This window comes from Streptomyces kurssanovii (genome assembly GCF_040677245.1).
GTDB classification, from domain to species: Bacteria; Actinomycetota; Actinomycetes; order Streptomycetales; family Streptomycetaceae; genus Streptomyces; species Streptomyces kurssanovii.
In genome coordinates, this window is the sequence record NZ_JBFAQK010000002.1 from 309,630 (window position 1) to 325,798 (window position 16,169).

Annotated in this window: 15 protein-coding genes, 1 tRNA gene and 1 pseudogene; 12 read left to right on the forward strand and 5 right to left on the reverse strand. The window is 68.3% G+C overall.

The features are described from left to right. Positions 1-148 precede the first annotated feature (148 nt). From AB0K36_RS03480 to AB0K36_RS03510, 7 genes and pseudogenes are all read left to right on the forward strand, one after another. Positions 149-472 (forward strand): annotated as a pseudogene (locus AB0K36_RS03480) (tyrosine-type recombinase/integrase); the annotation flags it as partial. A gap of 338 nt (positions 473-810) precedes the next feature. Further along, positions 811-1,743: an SMI1/KNR4 family protein gene (locus AB0K36_RS03485; protein ID WP_364587611.1), complete on the forward strand. Its 933-nt coding sequence runs from the start codon at positions 811-813 to the stop codon at positions 1,741-1,743. A gap of 653 nt (positions 1,744-2,396) precedes the next feature. Next, positions 2,397-2,648 carry a hypothetical protein gene (locus AB0K36_RS03490; RefSeq protein ID WP_364587614.1) on the forward strand — a complete coding sequence of 84 codons (252 nt, stop codon included), beginning with the start codon at positions 2,397-2,399 and terminating at the stop codon, positions 2,646-2,648. Positions 2,649-2,652: 4 nt separating this feature from the next. Further along, positions 2,653-3,240 (forward strand): hypothetical protein, encoded by a 588-nt coding sequence (locus AB0K36_RS03495; protein ID WP_364587617.1) that lies wholly within the window; start codon positions 2,653-2,655, stop codon positions 3,238-3,240. Positions 3,241-3,458: 218 nt separating this feature from the next. After that, positions 3,459-4,754 carry a replication initiator protein RepSA gene (repSA, locus tag AB0K36_RS03500; RefSeq protein WP_435877765.1) on the forward strand — a complete coding sequence of 432 codons (1,296 nt, stop codon included), beginning with the start codon at positions 3,459-3,461 and terminating at the stop codon, positions 4,752-4,754. Next, positions 4,751-4,963 (forward strand): helix-turn-helix domain-containing protein, encoded by a 213-nt coding sequence (locus tag AB0K36_RS03505; protein WP_364587623.1) that lies wholly within the window; start codon positions 4,751-4,753, stop codon positions 4,961-4,963. Before repSA ends, AB0K36_RS03505 begins: the two co-directional genes overlap by 4 nt. Next, positions 4,963-6,123 carry a tyrosine-type recombinase/integrase gene (locus tag AB0K36_RS03510; RefSeq protein ID WP_364587626.1) on the forward strand — a complete coding sequence of 387 codons (1,161 nt, stop codon included), beginning with the start codon at positions 4,963-4,965 and terminating at the stop codon, positions 6,121-6,123. The genes AB0K36_RS03505 and AB0K36_RS03510 overlap by 1 nt, the downstream gene beginning before the upstream one ends. A gap of 51 nt (positions 6,124-6,174) precedes the next feature. Here AB0K36_RS03510 and AB0K36_RS03515 read toward each other — a convergent pair. Beyond that, positions 6,175-6,248 (reverse strand) — tRNA-Gly (locus AB0K36_RS03515). 219 nt (positions 6,249-6,467) lie between these two features. Between AB0K36_RS03515 and AB0K36_RS03520 the strand changes: the two genes are divergently transcribed. The 3 genes from AB0K36_RS03520 (at position 6,468) to AB0K36_RS03530 (ending at position 7,827) form a co-directional block, all read left to right on the forward strand. After that, on the forward strand, positions 6,468-6,659 hold the full coding sequence (locus tag AB0K36_RS03520) for a hypothetical protein (RefSeq protein ID WP_364587628.1): 192 nt from the start codon (positions 6,468-6,470) through the stop codon (positions 6,657-6,659). Positions 6,660-6,740: 81 nt separating this feature from the next. Beyond that, entirely contained in the window at positions 6,741-7,316 is a 576-nt protein-coding gene (gene dcd / locus AB0K36_RS03525; protein WP_005314571.1) for a dCTP deaminase, read from the forward strand. A 13-nt stretch (positions 7,317-7,329) separates the two neighbouring features. Continuing rightward, a complete protein-coding gene (locus tag AB0K36_RS03530) occupies positions 7,330-7,827 on the forward strand; it encodes a phosphoribosyltransferase (protein ID WP_005314570.1) in 498 nt (165 codons plus the stop codon). 168 nt (positions 7,828-7,995) lie between these two features. Here AB0K36_RS03530 and AB0K36_RS03535 read toward each other — a convergent pair whose 3' ends face one another. From AB0K36_RS03535 to AB0K36_RS03550, 4 genes are all read right to left on the reverse strand, one after another. Further along, entirely contained in the window at positions 7,996-8,886 is an 891-nt protein-coding gene (locus tag AB0K36_RS03535) for a Yip1 family protein (RefSeq protein ID WP_189470845.1), read from the reverse strand. Positions 8,887-9,026: 140 nt separating this feature from the next. Then, positions 9,027-10,160, reverse strand: a complete 1,134-nt coding sequence (locus AB0K36_RS03540) for an FG-GAP repeat domain-containing protein (protein ID WP_364587633.1) — start codon at positions 10,158-10,160, stop codon at positions 9,027-9,029. A 266-nt stretch (positions 10,161-10,426) separates the two neighbouring features. Beyond that, the gene (locus AB0K36_RS03545) at positions 10,427-12,697 is read right to left on the reverse strand and encodes a heterodisulfide reductase-related iron-sulfur binding cluster (RefSeq protein WP_364587636.1); all 2,271 of its coding nucleotides are present in this window, start codon (positions 12,695-12,697) and stop codon (positions 10,427-10,429) included. 130 nt (positions 12,698-12,827) lie between these two features. After that, complete coding sequence (locus AB0K36_RS03550) at positions 12,828-13,379, reverse strand: sugar transferase (protein WP_364587639.1); 552 nt, start codon at positions 13,377-13,379, stop codon at positions 12,828-12,830. A 260-nt stretch (positions 13,380-13,639) separates the two neighbouring features. On the opposite strand from AB0K36_RS03550, the gene dnaK reads away from it, so the two are divergent. Both dnaK and grpE read left to right on the forward strand, forming a co-directional pair. Then, positions 13,640-15,502 (forward strand): molecular chaperone DnaK, encoded by a 1,863-nt coding sequence (gene dnaK, locus AB0K36_RS03555; protein WP_189470837.1) that lies wholly within the window; start codon positions 13,640-13,642, stop codon positions 15,500-15,502. Next, entirely contained in the window at positions 15,499-16,152 is a 654-nt protein-coding gene (grpE, locus tag AB0K36_RS03560) for a nucleotide exchange factor GrpE (protein ID WP_189470828.1), read from the forward strand. The genes dnaK and grpE overlap by 4 nt, the downstream gene beginning before the upstream one ends. Positions 16,153-16,169: the final 17 nt, after the last annotated feature.

The following is a 16,169-nucleotide window of genomic DNA, read 5'->3' on the forward strand; positions in this document are numbered from 1 at the left end:
CTCGGATCAGGTGCCTGCCGTCATGCCCCGTGGGACAGCCCCGCCGGCCTTTCCGCTGGTGCACCCAGCTCGACATCCGACCGGTCAAAGCCCCGCCACTGCTTGGTGATCCCGCCACCGCCCATCCCGCCTCGGAGTCCAATCCGTCGTGGGGGAGAAGGGCAAGCCGTTCCGGCGCTCCACCTTCGGGCGGAAGTGGCGTCGGGCGCGGGCCCTCGTCGGCATGCCGGACGGCTTCCGCTTCTACGATCTTCGTCACACCGGCCACACCCTCGCGACCCGCTCCGGGGCCACGCTCAAGGACACGATGGTCCGCGCCGGACAGTCATCGGAGAAGGCCGCGCTGATCTATCAGCACTCCGACTTGGACCGGCAGCAGGAAGTTGCAAGCGGGCTGGATCAGCTGGTGCGCGCCGCTCGCCAGAAGGGCAACGAGAAGCCTTCTGGTGCGGATCTGGTGCAAGGCGCTTAGACAGGTCCAGACAACAAGAAAGGCCCGGGTCTATGACCTGGGCCTTCTGCATGGAGCGGGTGACGGGAATCGAACCCGCGCTCTGAGCTTGGGAATCACCGGCGCTGTCGGGCGACATTGTGCCGATGATCTGCCTGAACGCCCGCACGACGGCACTGGAGGTCGGCAGGCAACGACCGGCGTTGACCGTGGTTTTCCCTCTGTTCTGGCACGGATCTGGCACAAGCACCGGAAGGCATGTGTCAACTTCCCCGGGAGTCATAGTCCCTACACCATGAGGAGGATCGCCGGGCGCAGCTCGGCCGGCGGTGTCATTGGCCTGTGATTCACTCCCGGTCATGGACGAATGGGAGTTGCTCGCGGCCATTCACGCCCTGGTGGCGCTGGATCAGGGAGATCTGGTGTGCAGCCAGGCCGGTCATGAGGCGGGGCATGTGTGCCTGGCGGCAGATGACGGCATGGACCTGCCTGCCTTCGGCCGGGTACTCAGCGGCCGGTACGGACAGAGGCGCAACCTGGCCATGGACGGGTACGCCGATCCGACACTGACCGAACGAACCGGAGCGCCGCTCCTCGCCCCCTTCGGAGACCTGGTCGTCGAGATGCGCGCATGGACGCACGCCGACCGATGGATCGGCTGCGGCGCGGTCCGGGCCGGCAGCGATGTGAGGCCGGTACTGCTGGTCGCCGAGCGGGCCGTACCGCAGCCGGACGGGCTGACGGAGGATGCTCCCTGGGTGGACCGCGTCGTCGCCGTCACCGGGTGGGAGCGGGAGCGGAGCAACGCGGTCGACTGGGTGACGGTTGAGACCCGTCTCGGGACGGCGCTGCCCAGTGACTACAAGGAACTGGTCGAACGCTTCGGGTACGGCGAATTCGACGACTACCTCGGCCTCCTGATCCCCGACGGGCTGCCCGGCAGCCTCGACCTCGTCGGGACCAACGAGTTCTGGGCTCGATCGGCCGGAGCCGACGGCAGTGGCAGGTGGGAGCCGTACCGCCTGTACCCGGCTCCGGGCGGGTTGCTGCAGTGGGCGAGCACGGAACAGGAGACGTCGTTCTACTGGCTCACCGAGGGCGCCGACCCTGACCGGTGGCCCATCCTCTTGACCGAGGACGACCACTCCGAGTGGGACCGGTTCGACGGCTCGACCGCGGAGTTCATCTATCGCATGCTCACCGACCCGCGGCACCCACACTCGACCGCTCGCTACTTCGACCGTCACTGGTTCATGAGCTACGAGAGCCCAAACCAGGAGGACGATCAGTAGCGCCGTCCGACACCCGCTTTAGGAGTTCGGTTCGATCCCACCCCTGACGCGGTCGCGGGTGGTCCGGCGGTCGCGCGGAGGCGCTGCTGTATGCCGCCGTCCCGCCTCGTTGATGTCAGCGTTGGATGTCAGCGAAAACGGTTCGCGCCGTGCCTCGACTGTAGAGAGCAGAAGCAGGAGGAGGAGCAGAACGGCGACTGAACCTCTGTCGACAGGGTGAACGCGGCTGGGCTTGCTCAACCGCTGATGTTCCTCAAGTCGGGGTCCAACGCGTTTGCTGCTGGGCATCATCGGGCCATGTCAACGGGTGTCATCGCGATCACCATCGCGTCAGTCAGTGCCCTCTTTACGGGGGCCAACATGCTCGTCTCAGCCCTTACGTACCGCAGGGTGAGGCCGCGTGTACGCCTCAATGTGGCGTGGACCCTGATAGGTCCGGACTCGACGCGGAAGGCGATGGAGGGCCACGGACCCTTCGGCTTTGAGCTCCAGTTGCGGAATCTGAGCCCAACTCCGGTCGAGGTCCGGGGACTTCAGTTGATCACCCGACACCCCGAGGGCGAGCCCTCATGGTGGGACGCCTTCCGGCCCGACAGCTCCAAATCCGTCGACCTTGTCCATGGAGTGCCCATCCCCCTGGAGAACGGCAGGGAATGATGGTGGAACGGGACAAAGAGCTTCCCGCGTTCGGTGGACTGCACTGGGACGTCTTGGACGACTGGGTGACTTTTCCCGATACTCCCTGGGACTACCTGACCTTTCAAATCATGCTCACCAACGGCGAGAAGCTGCGTGGCGAGTGGTATCACCGTGAACGCTTGCGGCTGTACGCCGGTGAGGTCGGGAAGCTGTTCTCCGAGAAGCCGATGGGCTTCCCGATGTTGACAACCTCAGGGGAGGACTGACGCTATGGCTGCTGACTGGTGGGCCCGAGGTATTGCCATCTCTGCGGCACTTGCTACTGCCTTGAACATGAGCATTGCTGCCATGACGTATCGGCGTGTAAGGCCGCAAGTTCAAGCCAACGCTATGTGGGGGCTGCTAGGAGAAGTTGAAGACGCCAAGAAAGGTAAAGCCATTTTTGGTTTCCGGCTGCACGTCAAGAACCTCAGCCCCACGTCGGCTAAGGTCGAGAGCGTTCACGTCGTGAGCTGGATGCCGCTACGCCATCCGCTCAAGAAGCTGATACGCAAGCCTTGGCTGAAGCGGCTCTTTCCGGTCTACCAAGAGATCACTGTTCCCCGCGTCAAGACTGCTCGTGCCTCCAAGGCTCCGGACATGGAGCTTCCGGCCTTTGGCGGGTTGCGGTGGGACATCCCCTACGACTTTGACTCCATCTCGCCTATCCCCGGTTGGGCTTCAGTGACAGTAGTCGTGCGGCTGACCAACGGTGAAGAGGTGCGCGGAAAGCGGGTTTCCCGCACGGCTCTCGTCGACCAGGTCGGCAGGTTGAACGGCTACTTCCCGGAACTCGACTTGTCGTCTCCCACCGTGTAGCAGTACGTCGGTGGCTTGGGTGCCAGGCTCTCGCAGTGCCGTCGACGGGGGCGTGGTTGTGGCACGGGTTGAGCCCCTAGATGCGAACTACGGGCGGAGCGGTCGCTGACGTCTGCGGGGCTGGCGACTCGGCACCTGAGGTGGGTTGCCGGTCATCTACGGTCGACACCGCCACTGCGGCGGGCCTGGACCCGGCCACCCTGGACGATGTCCTCCGGGTGGCCGGGTCCCCTGGCTTCGACCGCTGGAAGGACCAGGTGCACCGCACCGGCGGCTGCTCCGACCCCATCCACCTCACCGGCTGGACCCTCGCCAAAGACCGCACCACCGGCGAGACGCTGCGCCGCTACTCCACCGACACCGAGCCGGACGGACGGCTCCGGGTCGCCTGCGGCAACCGCCGCGCCTCCCGTTGCCCCACCTGCGCCTACACCTACCACCTCATCCGCGCGGGCCTGGCCGGAGATGAGTCCAAGGACATTCCCGCCACCGTCCGCGACCACCCGCGCGTGTTCACTACCCTCACCGCCCCCTCGTTCGGCCCGGTCCACAATCGGCCGGACCGTGGTGTCTGCCGCTGCGGCACCCGCCACCCCGAGGACGACCAGGCCCTGGGCACCGCTCTTGACCCGGCCACCTACGACTACGCGGGCACGGTCCTGTTCAACAACCATGCCGGACAGCTCTGGCAGCGCTTCACCACCCGGCTCCGCCGCGAGATCGCCGCCCGCGCCGGACTCTCACAGCGCGAGCTGAAAGACGTGCTGCGGGTCTCCTATGGCAAGGTCGCCGAGTTCCAGAAGCGCGGGGCGATCCACTTCCATGCCGTGATCCGCCTCGATGGACCCGACAGCCCCGACACGGCTCCGCCGTCCTGGGCCACGGTCGCCGTGCTCACCGACTCCATCCGGGCCGCGGTTGCCCACTCCTACACCTCGATCGCCGTCCCGGCTGCCGGAGACGAGCCCCGCCGGCCTTTCCGCTGGGGCAGCCAGCTCGACATCCGACCGGTCAAGGCGTTCGGCGACGGGACGGACATCACCGAGCAGGCCGTCGCCTCCTACGTCGCCAAGTACGCCACCAAAGCGGCCGAGTCGACCGGAAGCCTCGACCGCCGCATCGGGAACCGGGAAGTGCTCGACCTCCTGGACGTGCCCGACTACCCCCGCCGCCTCATCGAGGCCTGCCTCGACCTCGCCCCGCTCTACCCAGACCGGAAGCTGGGCGCCTGGGCTCACATGCTCGGCTTCCGCGGCCACTTCTCCACCAAATCCCGCCGCTACTCCACCACCCTCGGCGCCCTCCGCCAGATCCGCGCCGACTACCGCGCCGCCCAGGAACACGACGTCCTCGGCGACCCGGACACCGTGCTCGTCCTCGCCTCCTGGCAGTACGCGGGGCACGGCCATACCGCCGGCGAATCGGCACTCGCCGCCTCTATCGCCCGCGACATCCAACTCAACCGCGAAACCGCCCGCGAAGCTCTCGCCGACCTGGAAGGAGAACGGTCGTGAGTGACCTCCTGCTGACCGTCGAGCAAGCCGCCGAACGCCTCGGCACCACCGCCCGCTTCCCTCGGCGGCTCATCGCCGAACGGCGGATCGCCTTCGTCAAGGTCGGCCGCCATGTGCGGATCGCGGAAAGCGCGCTGGACGCCTACATCGACGGCAACACCGTCCAGCCCACCCGCCGCCGTCGCTCGCGCTACGGAAGGGCTGCCTGATGGCCAACAAGAAGGGCAAGCGGCGGGCGTTCGGTGCGGTGCGGAAGCTGCCGTCCGGGCGGTACCAAGCTCGGTATCCCGGCCCGGACGGTGTCATGCGGCCGGCGCCCGAGACCTTCGCGACCGTGCGCGACGCTGACGACTGGCTCGCAGAGAAGCGGACCGAGATCCGCCGTGGTGACTGGCAGAACCCGGACGCCGGAGCGGTCAACTTCGAGGAGTACGCCACCCTCTGGGTCAAGGAACGGCGGCTCTCCCCGACGACCGACGAGCTGTACCGACGGCTCCTCCGGCTGCACATCCTGCCCGCCTTCGAGGACCTGGACCTCGACGAGATCACGGCTCCGCGCGTGCGCTCCTGGCGCTCGGAACGCCTCGACTCGACCGGGGCGGAGACCACCGTCGCCAAGAGCTATCGCTTGCTGAAGGCCATCTTGGAGACGGCCGTCGAGGACGAGCTGATCCGTCGCAACCCCTGCCGCATCCGAGGCGCGGGCAAGGAAACCGCGGCCGAACGGCCCCCCGCCACCGTGGACCAGGTCGACGCGCTCGCTGATGTCCTCGGGCCGCGCTGGCGATTGATGGTCTACCTGGGTGCCTATGGTCCGCTGCGTCCGGAGGAGCAAGCCGAGCTGCGCCGCAAGGACGTGGACCTCGACAACCTCACGATCCGCGTCCGGCAGGCCGCGCCGGAACTCACCACCGGGAGGCGGGCCGAGGGAGCGACGAAGTCGGAGGCAGGCAAGCGGATCGTGGTCCTGCCGGCCTTTCTGCGGACCGACCTCCGACGGCATCTCGACTGGTACGCCGAGAAGGGACCGGACGGACTTCTGTTCGTGGGGGAGAAGAGCAAGCCGTTCCGGCGGTCCACCTTCGGGCGGAAGTGGCGCACGGCCCGTACGAAGGTCGGTCTCCCCGATGGCTTCCGCTTCTACGATCTTCGTCACACCGGGCACACCCTGACGACCCGCTCTGGGGCGACGCTCAAGGACACGATGGTGCGGGCCGGGCAGTCGACCGAGCGGGCCGCGCTGATCTATCAGCACTCGGACGTCGAACGTCAGCGGGAGGTCGCGGCCGGTCTCGACAGGCTCGTCCGGCAGCGGCGGCATGCAGTGGATGACCAAGCATCTGGCACGGATGTGGCACGGGACGCTTAGACAGGTCCAGACAACAAGAAAGGCCCGGGTCTATGACCTGGGCCTTCTGCGTGGAGCGGGTGACGGGAATCGAACCCGCGCTCTGAGCTTGGGAAGCTCATGTTCTACCATTAAACTACACCCGCACAGCGCACCGGTGATCGGTGCCGCATCGTCGCACACTCTACCCCATCGCTCGCCCCATGGTGTATTTCGCCGCGGGGCATTCGTGTTCCGCGGGTCGTGGACGCGGGTGCGGGGCGCGGGAGTTGAGGCGTACCGTGGCGGGCGGAGTGCCGCGTGCGGTGGTGTCCCGGGTATCCCCTAATGTGAGGTTCGTCCGCATTCGTTGGGGAAGGGGCCTGATGGACCTGATGGAGCGCACGGTCGTCCGCTGTGCCGAGGGGCATGTGTTCAGTACCGCTTCGTTTCCGATGCAGCAGCTCGGGGCGGACCGGATCGGGCCGGGGCGGCTCATCCGGTGTCCGCGCTGCGCTCGGCTGAGGAGCGCCGTGCCCGTGGCGCAGAGGCAGCAGGAGCAGCAGGGCAAGCGATAAGGGCAGGCGACAGCAGTGCCAGGGGCGCGCGGGCAGGTGTCCGATTGGGGACGGCCCGCGCGCTCTGCGTATCCTCGGGGCGTGCTTCTCTCAGACAAGGACATCCGGGCCGAGATCGACGCCGGGCGCGTGCGCATCGATCCGTACGACGAATCCATGGTGCAGCCCTCGAGCATCGATGTGCGGCTGGACCGCTACTTCCGGGTGTTCGAGAATCACCGCTACCCCCACATCGACCCCGCCGTCGAGCAGGCCGATCTGACGCGGCTGGTCGAACCGGAGGGGGACGAGGCGTTCATCCTGCATCCCGGCGAGTTCGTGCTGGCGTCGACCTACGAGGTCATCTCGCTGCCCGACGACCTCGCGTCGAGGCTGGAGGGCAAGTCCAGCCTCGGGCGGCTCGGTCTGGTGACGCACTCGACGGCCGGCTTCATCGACCCCGGCTTCTCGGGACATGTCACGCTCGAGCTGTCGAACCTCGCCACGCTGCCGATCAAGCTCTGGCCGGGCATGAAGATCGGACAGCTGTGCATGTTCCGGCTCAGCTCTCCCGCGGAGGAGCCGTACGGGAGCGCGCGCTACGGCTCGCGCTACCAGGGGCAGCGCGGGCCGACGGCCTCGCGGTCGTTCATGAATTTCCATCGGACGCAGGTGTGAGGACCTTCAGCGCATGAGTGACGTACGCGAGAACCTGACTTATGAGAAGTTCGGCGGGGCGATCCGCGAGCTGGCGCAGACGATCGCCGACGACGGGTACGAGCCCGATGTCGTGCTGTCCATCGCCCGCGGCGGTGTGTTCGTGGCCGGCGGGCTGGCGTACGCGCTGGACTGCAAGAACATCCACCTGGTGAACGTCGAGTTCTACACCGGTGTGGGGACCACGCTGGAGATGCCGGTCATGCTGGCGCCGGTGCCCAATGTCATCGACTTCTCCAACAAGAAGGTCCTCATCGCGGACGACGTCGCCGACACCGGCAAGACGCTCAAGCTCGTCCACGACTTCTGCCTCGACCATGTCGCCGAGGTGCGCAGCGCGGTGATCTACGAGAAGTCGCACTCTCTCGTGAAGTGCGAGTACGTGTGGAAGCGGACCGACGACTGGATCAACTTCCCCTGGAGCGTGGAGAAGCCCGTCGTGCGCCGCAGCGGGCAGGTGCTGGACGCCTGACACTCAGGCTCAGCGGTCCGTCACGAGGCCCCGTCAGGACGGGTAAGGACGGTACGTGCGAGCCAGGACGGTACGTACGAGCAAGGACGGTACGTACGAGTAAGCGGTACGTACGGGGAAGGGCCCGCCGGTTGCCGGCGGGCCCTTCCTCATACGTGCGTACGGGTCTCAGATCGTGCCGAGCTTGATGATCGACAGCAGCGCGATCAGCTGGATGGCCGACGCCCCCAGGGCCTTCGGCCACGGCAGGTCGTGCGACTTGCTCACCATCGAGGTGAACAGCGCGCCCGCCGCCAGCCAGGTCACCCAACCGAGCACCTGCACCAGGGAGTTCTCGCCGCCGAGGAACAGGGCGAAGACGAGGCGCGGCGCGTCGGTGACCGACATGATCAGCATGGAGAGGCCGATCGTGGGCTGCCAGGCGCCGTCGCCGCCGAGCTGGCGGGCCAGGGTGTGCGTCACGGCGCCGAGCACCAGGCCGCTGATCACGAACGCGATGCCGGTGATGAGCACGTACGGGATCGCGTTGGAGAGCGTCGCGTTGATGACCTCCTGGCGCGGCTCGTCGAATCCGAAGATCGCGAGCATGCCGTAGAGGAACGTGACGACGAGCGCCGGGCCCCACACCGCGTAGTCGCGCATCTGCAGGAACGTCGGCCCGGGCCGCAGCACGATGCCGCTGAGCAGCTGCTTCCAGTGCAGACGCGGGCCCGCCGGTGCTGCCGGCACGGCGCCGGCGCGGTAGGCCCCGCCGTCACCGTAGGGGTCGTCGTTCACGCTGAACATCTGCGTGTGGCCAGGGTTGTTGGCCGCGTACGGGTCCTGGGGCGGGGCGTACTGGGGGTGCGGATCGCCGAAGTACTCCGGCTCGCCGTACCCGCCGCCGCCTTGCGGTGCCGCCCCCTGCCGGGGCGCGCCGCCGGCCGGCGGCCACTGCTGCTGATGCCCGTACGGCGGCGGGGCAGGCTGACCACCGCCCTGGTAGGGCGGCGCCTGCGGCGCCTGCTGCCGTTGCGGGGTGCGGTTGTCCCGGCCGCGTCCGATCCTGAATCCAGCCACGTAATCGAACGTACCCGGTCCGCGAGCGCGAGGTGGCGGCGGACAGGGGAAAAGAGGGCCTTTGCCGCCGAGCTGTGACATCCCCTAGGGGAACCCCGGGGGGTCGTCCCCAGGAGGCCCGGCGGAAGCCCAACTGCTGGTCAGGGCAGGAAGACCGACGTGCTGAAGGTGATCAGCGGGCGGGTGCCGGCCTGCTCCGCCGCGGCCGGGTACAGCGCGATGACGTCGGCCCGTTCGCCGTGGTGTGTCCGTGTCACCACGTCGGGGCGCCCGTCGCCGTCGAAGTCGGCGTGCGCGAGCACATCCGTCACCGGCTTCGTCTCGCCGGCCGGGAGCCCGGGTGCCGTAGGCACCGGGACCGCGTCGAAGACGTGTCTCCCGCCGGGGCGGCGGGGACCGGTCGGACCACCGAGCAGGAGCGTGCCCTTGGCGGCGGTGCCCGCCGTACGGGTGCGGGGCAGGACGACCAGGTCGTCGGCGCCGTCGCCGTTCGTGTCGGCCTTGCCGGCGGGCGCCGCGAGGGCGGGTCCGCCGCCGGGGACGGGCGTACCGGCGGCGCGGGGCGCACCGGCACGGGAGAACGGGCCGCGAAGGAAGCTGACGCGCCCGGCGGACGCGGTGACGGCCAGGTCGGCGCTGCCGTCGCCGTCGAAGTCGCCGCAGACGGGGTGGCCGGGCCAGTCGTTGCCGTAGCGGGCCTTGTCGGGGATCCGCAGCACGACCGCCTTGCCGGCGATGCCCGTGGGGGAGCCGAAGAGAAGCTGGAGCGGCACGGGCGGGCGGCCGATGCCGTCGTACGGGGGGTCGGTGGTCACGACCAGGTCCGCGTAGCCGTCCTTGTCGAGGTCGCAGGAGGCCTCTGCGTCGAACGCGGCCGGGAGGACGCCCTGGACCTCGGCGCCGTGCGTACGGGGCGTGAGGAGCTGCCGTACGGCCGGCTCGAGGCGCTTGCCGGTGCCGGTGCCGTAGACGATGCCGATGCCCGCGTCGTCCCCGTGGCTGTCCTTCGGGGACTTCACCAGGTCGTCGAGTACGAGGTCGCGGTGGCCGTCGCCGTTGAAGTCGGCCGGGCCGCGGCTGCCGTCGCCGCGCGGCACGGGCCGGGAGGGCGCGGTCGTGCGGCCCGCGAGGGGCGCGGCGTCGCCGTTCTTGGCAGCGGGCTCCGCGGCGGCGGGTGCGGGATCGCTGTCGCAGCCGGTGAGGGCTGCCATCAGCACCGCGGAGAGGCAGAGCGCTCCCAGCGCGGTCACCGTGCCGGCTCGTGCACGCCGCACGGCCCACCCCCGTATCGCTGTCACCCGCGTCATCCGATGTCCCCCTCGCCCCACGATGGTCGTGCGAGCGGGCCGGTGAGGGCAATGGACGGCGCTTGATCGAAGGGCAAAGGTTATGAGGCATCGAGGGGCGATGTTCACGAGGCCTCGAGGGGCACAGGTCATCCCCGCCCGGACCGGACCGCGACCGCGCCCGCAACGCGTGAGCGGCCGGTCCTGCCCCCGAGGCAGGTCCGGCCGCTCATCGTTCTCCTACTGGGAGACGGCTACTTCACAGGCTCCGGTTCCGGTGCGTCCTCGGACTCCGTCTCCGGAGCCGGGTCGGAGGGCGGCGTCTTCACCGAGTCGAGCAGCAGCTGGGCGACGTCGACGACCTGGAGGGACTCCTTGGCCTTGCCGTCGTTCTTCTTGCCGTTGACCGAGTCGGTGAGCATGACCAGGCAGAACGGGCAGGCTGTGGAGACGATGTCCGGGTTGAGGGACAGGGCCTCGTCGACGCGCTCGGTGTTGATGCGCTTGCCGATCCGCTCCTCCATCCACATCCGCGCGCCGCCGGCGCCGCAGCAGAAGCCGCGTTCCTTGTGGCGGTGCATCTCCTGCTGGCGCAGGCCGGGGACGGCCGACATGATCTCGCGCGGGGGCGTGTAGACCTTGTTGTGGCGGCCCAGGTAGCACGGGTCGTGGTAGGTGATCAGGCCGTCGACCGGCGTGACCGGGACGAGCTTGCCCTCGTCGATCAGGTGCTGCAGCAGCTGCGTGTGGTGGATGACCTCGAACTCGCCGCCGAGCTGCGGGTACTCGTTCGCGATCGTGTTGAAGCAGTGCGGGCAGGTGGCGACGATCTTCTTGGCCGACTTCGGCTTCTTGGTCGACTCGTCCTCGTCGTCCTCGCCGAACGCCATGTTCAGCATCGCCACGTTCTCCTGGCCGAGCTGCTGGAACAGCGGCTCGTTGCCCAGGCGGCGGGGCGAGTCACCGGTGCACTTCTCGTCGCCGCCCATGATCGCGAACTTGACGCCCGCCATGTGCAGCAGCTCCGCGAAGGCCTTGGTGGTCTTCTTGGCGCGGTCCTCGAGGGCGCCGGCGCAGCCGACCCAGTACAGGTAGTCGACCTCGGTGAGGTCCTCGACGTCCTTGCCGACGATCGGGACCTCGAAGTCGACCTCCTTGGTCCACTCCACGCGCTGCTTCTTGGCCAGCCCCCAGGGGTTGCCCTTCTTCTCCAGGTTCTTGAGCATCGTGCCCGCCTCCGACGGGAACGAGGACTCGATCATGACCTGGTAGCGGCGCATGTCGACGATGTGGTCGATGTGCTCGATGTCGACCGGGCACTGTTCGACGCAGGCGCCGCAGGTGGTGCAGGACCACAGGACGTCCGGGTCGATGACGCCGTTCTCCTCGAGCGTCCCGATCAGGGGGCGCTCGGCCTCGGCCAGGGCGGCCGCGGGGACGTCCTTCAGCTGCTCGGCGGAGGCCTTCTCCTCGCCCTCCATGGTCTTGCCGCCGCCGGCCAGCAGGTACGGGGCCTTGGCGTGCGCGTGGTCGCGCAGCGACATGATCAGGAGCTTGGGGGAGAGCGGCTTGCCGGTGTTCCAGGCGGGGCACTGCGACTGGCAGCGGCCGCACTCGGTGCAGGTGGAGAAGTCGAGGATGCCCTTCCAGGAGAACTGCTCGACCTGGGAGACGCCGAAGACGTCGTCCTCGCCCGGGTCCTCCCAGTCGATCTCCTTGCCGCCGGACGTCATCGGCTTCAGCTCGCCGAGGGCGGACTCGCCGGTGGCGTTGCGCTTGAACCAGATGTTCGGGAAGGCGAGGAAGCGGTGCCAGGCCACACCCATGTTGGTGTTGAGCGCGACGGTGATCATCCAGATCAGCGAGGTGCCGATCTTGATCATCGCGACGAAGTAGATCAGCGTCTGCAGCGTCGGCACGCTCAGGCCGTCGAAGGCGAGCACCAGCGGGTACGAGACGAAGTACGCGGCGTCGTAGCCGTCGACGTGGTGGATCGCGCCCTCGAGCCCGCGCAGGGCGAGGATCGCGAGTCCGATGGTGAGGATGATGTACTCGACGAAGTAGGCCTGCCAGGCCTTGGAGCCCGCGAAGCGCGACTTGCGGCCGGCCCGCGAAGGCAGGTTCATCAGGCGGATCGCCATCAGGACGACGATGCCCACGACGGTCATCAGGCCGATGAACTCGATGTACATCTCGAACGGCAGGAAGCCGCCGAGGACCGGCAGCGTCCAGTCGGCCTGGAACAGCTGGCCGTACGCCTGGGCCAGCGTGGGCGGCAGGGTCAGGAAGCCGATCGCGACGAACCAGTGCGCGAAGCCGACGATGCCCCAGCGGTTCATCCGCGTGTGGCCGAGGAATTCCTTGACCAGGGTGACCGTGCGGGCCTTGGGGTCGTCGGTGCGGCTGCCCGCAGGCACCGGCTGCCCGAGCTTCACGAACCGGTAGATCTGCGCGACCGCTCGGGAGATGAGCGCAACGCCGACCACGCTCAGGGTCAGCGACACGATGATCGCGGCGAGTTGCATTTCGGGGCTCCTCGGGCCTGCGAGGGTGGGTGGTCCAGCACTACTACTAAGCGGTAACTTATTCAGTCCGAGCTGAGACTACCCACTTATTCCGCCGCACTGTAGCCACGCACGCGGTGATCTGTGTCGCTCAGGCAACCCTGACCGGGGTCACCGGGGCGGCATGGGCGACGCGTCGTCCGGCGACCGCCACGGGCACTGTGCGGGCCAGGATCACCAGGTCGAGTCCCAGCCAGTGCTGCTCCACATAATGCAGGTCCAGGACGGTCATTTCCTCCCAGGGCAGCTCCGAGCGCCCGCCGACCTGCCACAGGCCCGTCATTCCGGGTCGCACGGCCAGCCGGGCGCGCTCCGGTCCGAGGCCGTCGCGGACGGCGTCCGGGGCCAGCGGAAGCGGCCCGACCAGGGACATCTCGCCGCGGATCACGTTGAGCAACTGGGGGAGCCGGTCCGTGAAGTTGCGGCGCAGCGCCCGGCCCACCGCTGTGACGCGGCCCGCGTAGCTGGTCCGGAATGTGAACATGGCGAAGGGGCGGCCGCCGAGGCCCGCGCGCCGGTGGCGCTCCAGTACGGGACCGGCCGAGGTCAGCGCCACGGCGGCGGAGGCGGTCAGCAGGACCGGCGACAGCACCAGCAGCAGGAGCAGGGCGCCCGTCAGATCGACGGCTCGTTTTGCCGGCATGGGGAGCGCCCCTCTCGTCCGTGGCCGGCGGTCGGTGCCTGGCGGCTCAATGACCGCATTGACAGTTCTTGACCGCTTTTTTCGGATATGACTCTCCCAGAGGCACGTCTGCCGCAGGGTGCGCCACGCGCGTGGGGCAAGAGCTGCACGTAAGGGCCGGATAAAACTTGAGCCGCCCCGACTCAGGTTGGTTGACTCGGTCCAACGGGTGAGGCATCCTTGAGCGAGTTCCACTCAAGTCAGTTGTTGGAGGAATCGAAATGGCACGTGCGGTCGGCATCGACCTGGGCACGACTAACTCCGTCGTCAGCGTTCTGGAGGGCGGCGAGCCCACCGTCATCACCAACGCCGAGGGTGCCAGGACCACGCCGTCCGTCGTCGCCTTCGCGAAGAACGGTGAGGTGCTGGTCGGCGAGGTCGCCAAGCGTCAGGCGGTCACCAACGTCGATCGGACCATCAGGTCCGTCAAGCGCCACATGGGCACGGACTGGAAGATCGAGCTCGACGGGAAGAACTTCAACCCGCAGCAGATGAGCGCGTTCATCCTGCAGAAGCTGAAGCGGGACGCGGAGTCCTACCTGGGCGAGAAGGTCACCGACGCGGTGATCACCGTCCCCGCGTACTTCAACGACTCCGAGCGTCAGGCCACCAAGGAGGCCGGTGAGATCGCGGGCCTCAACGTCCTGCGCATCGTCAACGAGCCCACCGCGGCCGCCCTGGCCTACGGCCTGGACAAGGACGACCAGACGATCCTCGTCTTCGACCTCGGTGGCGGCACCTTCGACGTCTCGCTGCTCGAGATCGGCGACGGCGTCGTCGAGGTGAAGGCCACCAACGGCGACAACCACCTCGGCGGTGACGACTGGGACCAGCGTGTCGTCGACTACCTGGTGAAGCAGTTCGCCAACGGGCACGGCGTCGACCTGTCCAAGGACAAGATGGCTCTCCAGCGTCTCCGCGAAGCCGCGGAGAAGGCGAAGATCGAGCTGTCGTCCTCGACCGAGACGTCGATCAACCTGCCCTACATCACGGCCTCCGCCGAGGGCCCGCTGCACCTGGACGAGAAGCTCACGCGCGCCCAGTTCCAGCAGCTGACGTCCGACCTGCTCGAGCGCTGCAAGACCCCGTTCCACAACGTCATCAAGGACGCCGGCATCGCGCTGTCCGAGATCGACCACGTGGTCCTGGTCGGCGGCTCGACCCGTATGCCCGCCGTCGCCGAGCTCGTCAAGGAGCTCACCGGCGGCAAGGACGCCAACAAGGGTGTGAACCCGGACGAGGTCGTCGCCATCGGCGCCTCGCTCCAGGCCGGTGTCCTCAAGGGTGAGGTCAAGGACGTCCTGCTCCTCGACGTGACCCCGCTGTCCCTCGGTATCGAGACCAAGGGCGGCATCATGACCAAGCTCATCGAGCGCAACACCACGATCCCGACCAAGCGGTCCGAGATCTTCACCACGGCCGAGGACAACCAGCCGTCCGTGCAGATCCAGGTCTACCAGGGCGAGCGCGAGATCGCGGCGTACAACAAGAAGCTCGGGATGTTCGAGCTGACCGGTCTGCCGCCGGCCCCGCGCGGGGTGCCGCAGATCGAGGTCTCCTTCGACATCGACGCCAACGGCATCATGCACGTGACCGCGAAGGACCTGGGCACGGGCAAGGAGCAGAAGATGACCGTCACCGGCGGCTCCTCGCTGCCGAAGGACGAGGTCGACCGGATGCGCCAGGAGGCCGAGCAGTACGCGGACGAGGACCACCGCCGCCGCGAGGCCGCCGAGAGCCGTAACCAGGGCGAGCAGCTCGTCTACCAGACCGAGAAGTTCCTCAAGGACAACGAGGACAAGGTCCCCGGCGATGTGAAGACCGAGGTCGAGACGGCCCTCACCGAGCTGAAGGAGAAGCTCAAGGGCGAGGACACGGCCGAGATCCGCACCGCCACGGAGAAGGTCGCCGCCGTCAGCCAGAAGCTCGGCCAGGCCATGTACGCCAACGCCGCGCCCGAGGGCGCAGCCGCGGGTGCCGGCGCCGGTGCCGAGGGCCAGGCCGGTGCGGGCCAGGCCGACGACGACGTCGTCGACGCCGAGATCGTCGACGAGGACAAGCCGAAGAAGGACGGTGCCGCGTGACCGAGGAGACCCCGGGCTTCGAGGAGAAGCCCGACGTCCCCTCCGGCGCCACACCTGACGACGCCGCCGAGTCCGCCGAGACCTCCTCCGAGCAGGAGGGCCCGGCGGCCCCGGCAGGGGACGCAGCAAAGATCGCCGGCCTGACGGCGCAGCTGGACCAGACGCGTACCGCCCTCAACGAGCGGACCGCCGACCTCCAGCGGCTCCAGGCCGAGTACCAGAACTACCGTCGGCGCGTGGAGCGCGACAGGGTCACGGTCAAGGAGATCGCCACGGCGACGCTGCTGACCGAGCTCCTGCCCGTGCTCGACGACATCGGCCGCGCCCGGGAGCACGGGGAGCTGGTGGGCGGGTTCAAGTCGGTGGCCGAGTCTCTCGAGACGGCCGCCGCCAAGATGGGCCTGCAGCAGTTCGGCAAGGAGGGCGAGCCCTTCGACCCGACCATCCACGAGGCCCTGATGCACTCGTACGCACCGGATGTCACGGAGACCACGTGCGTCGCCGTGCTCCAGCCGGGGTACCGCATCGGCGAGCGCACGATCCGCCCCGCGCGGGTCGCGGTGGCCGAGCCCCAGCCGGGCGCGGCCCCCGCGGCACAGAAGGAAGAGAAGTCGGCCGACGAGGAGAGCGGTGGCCCCGAGGAGGGCTGACGCAGGAAACGTCCGGA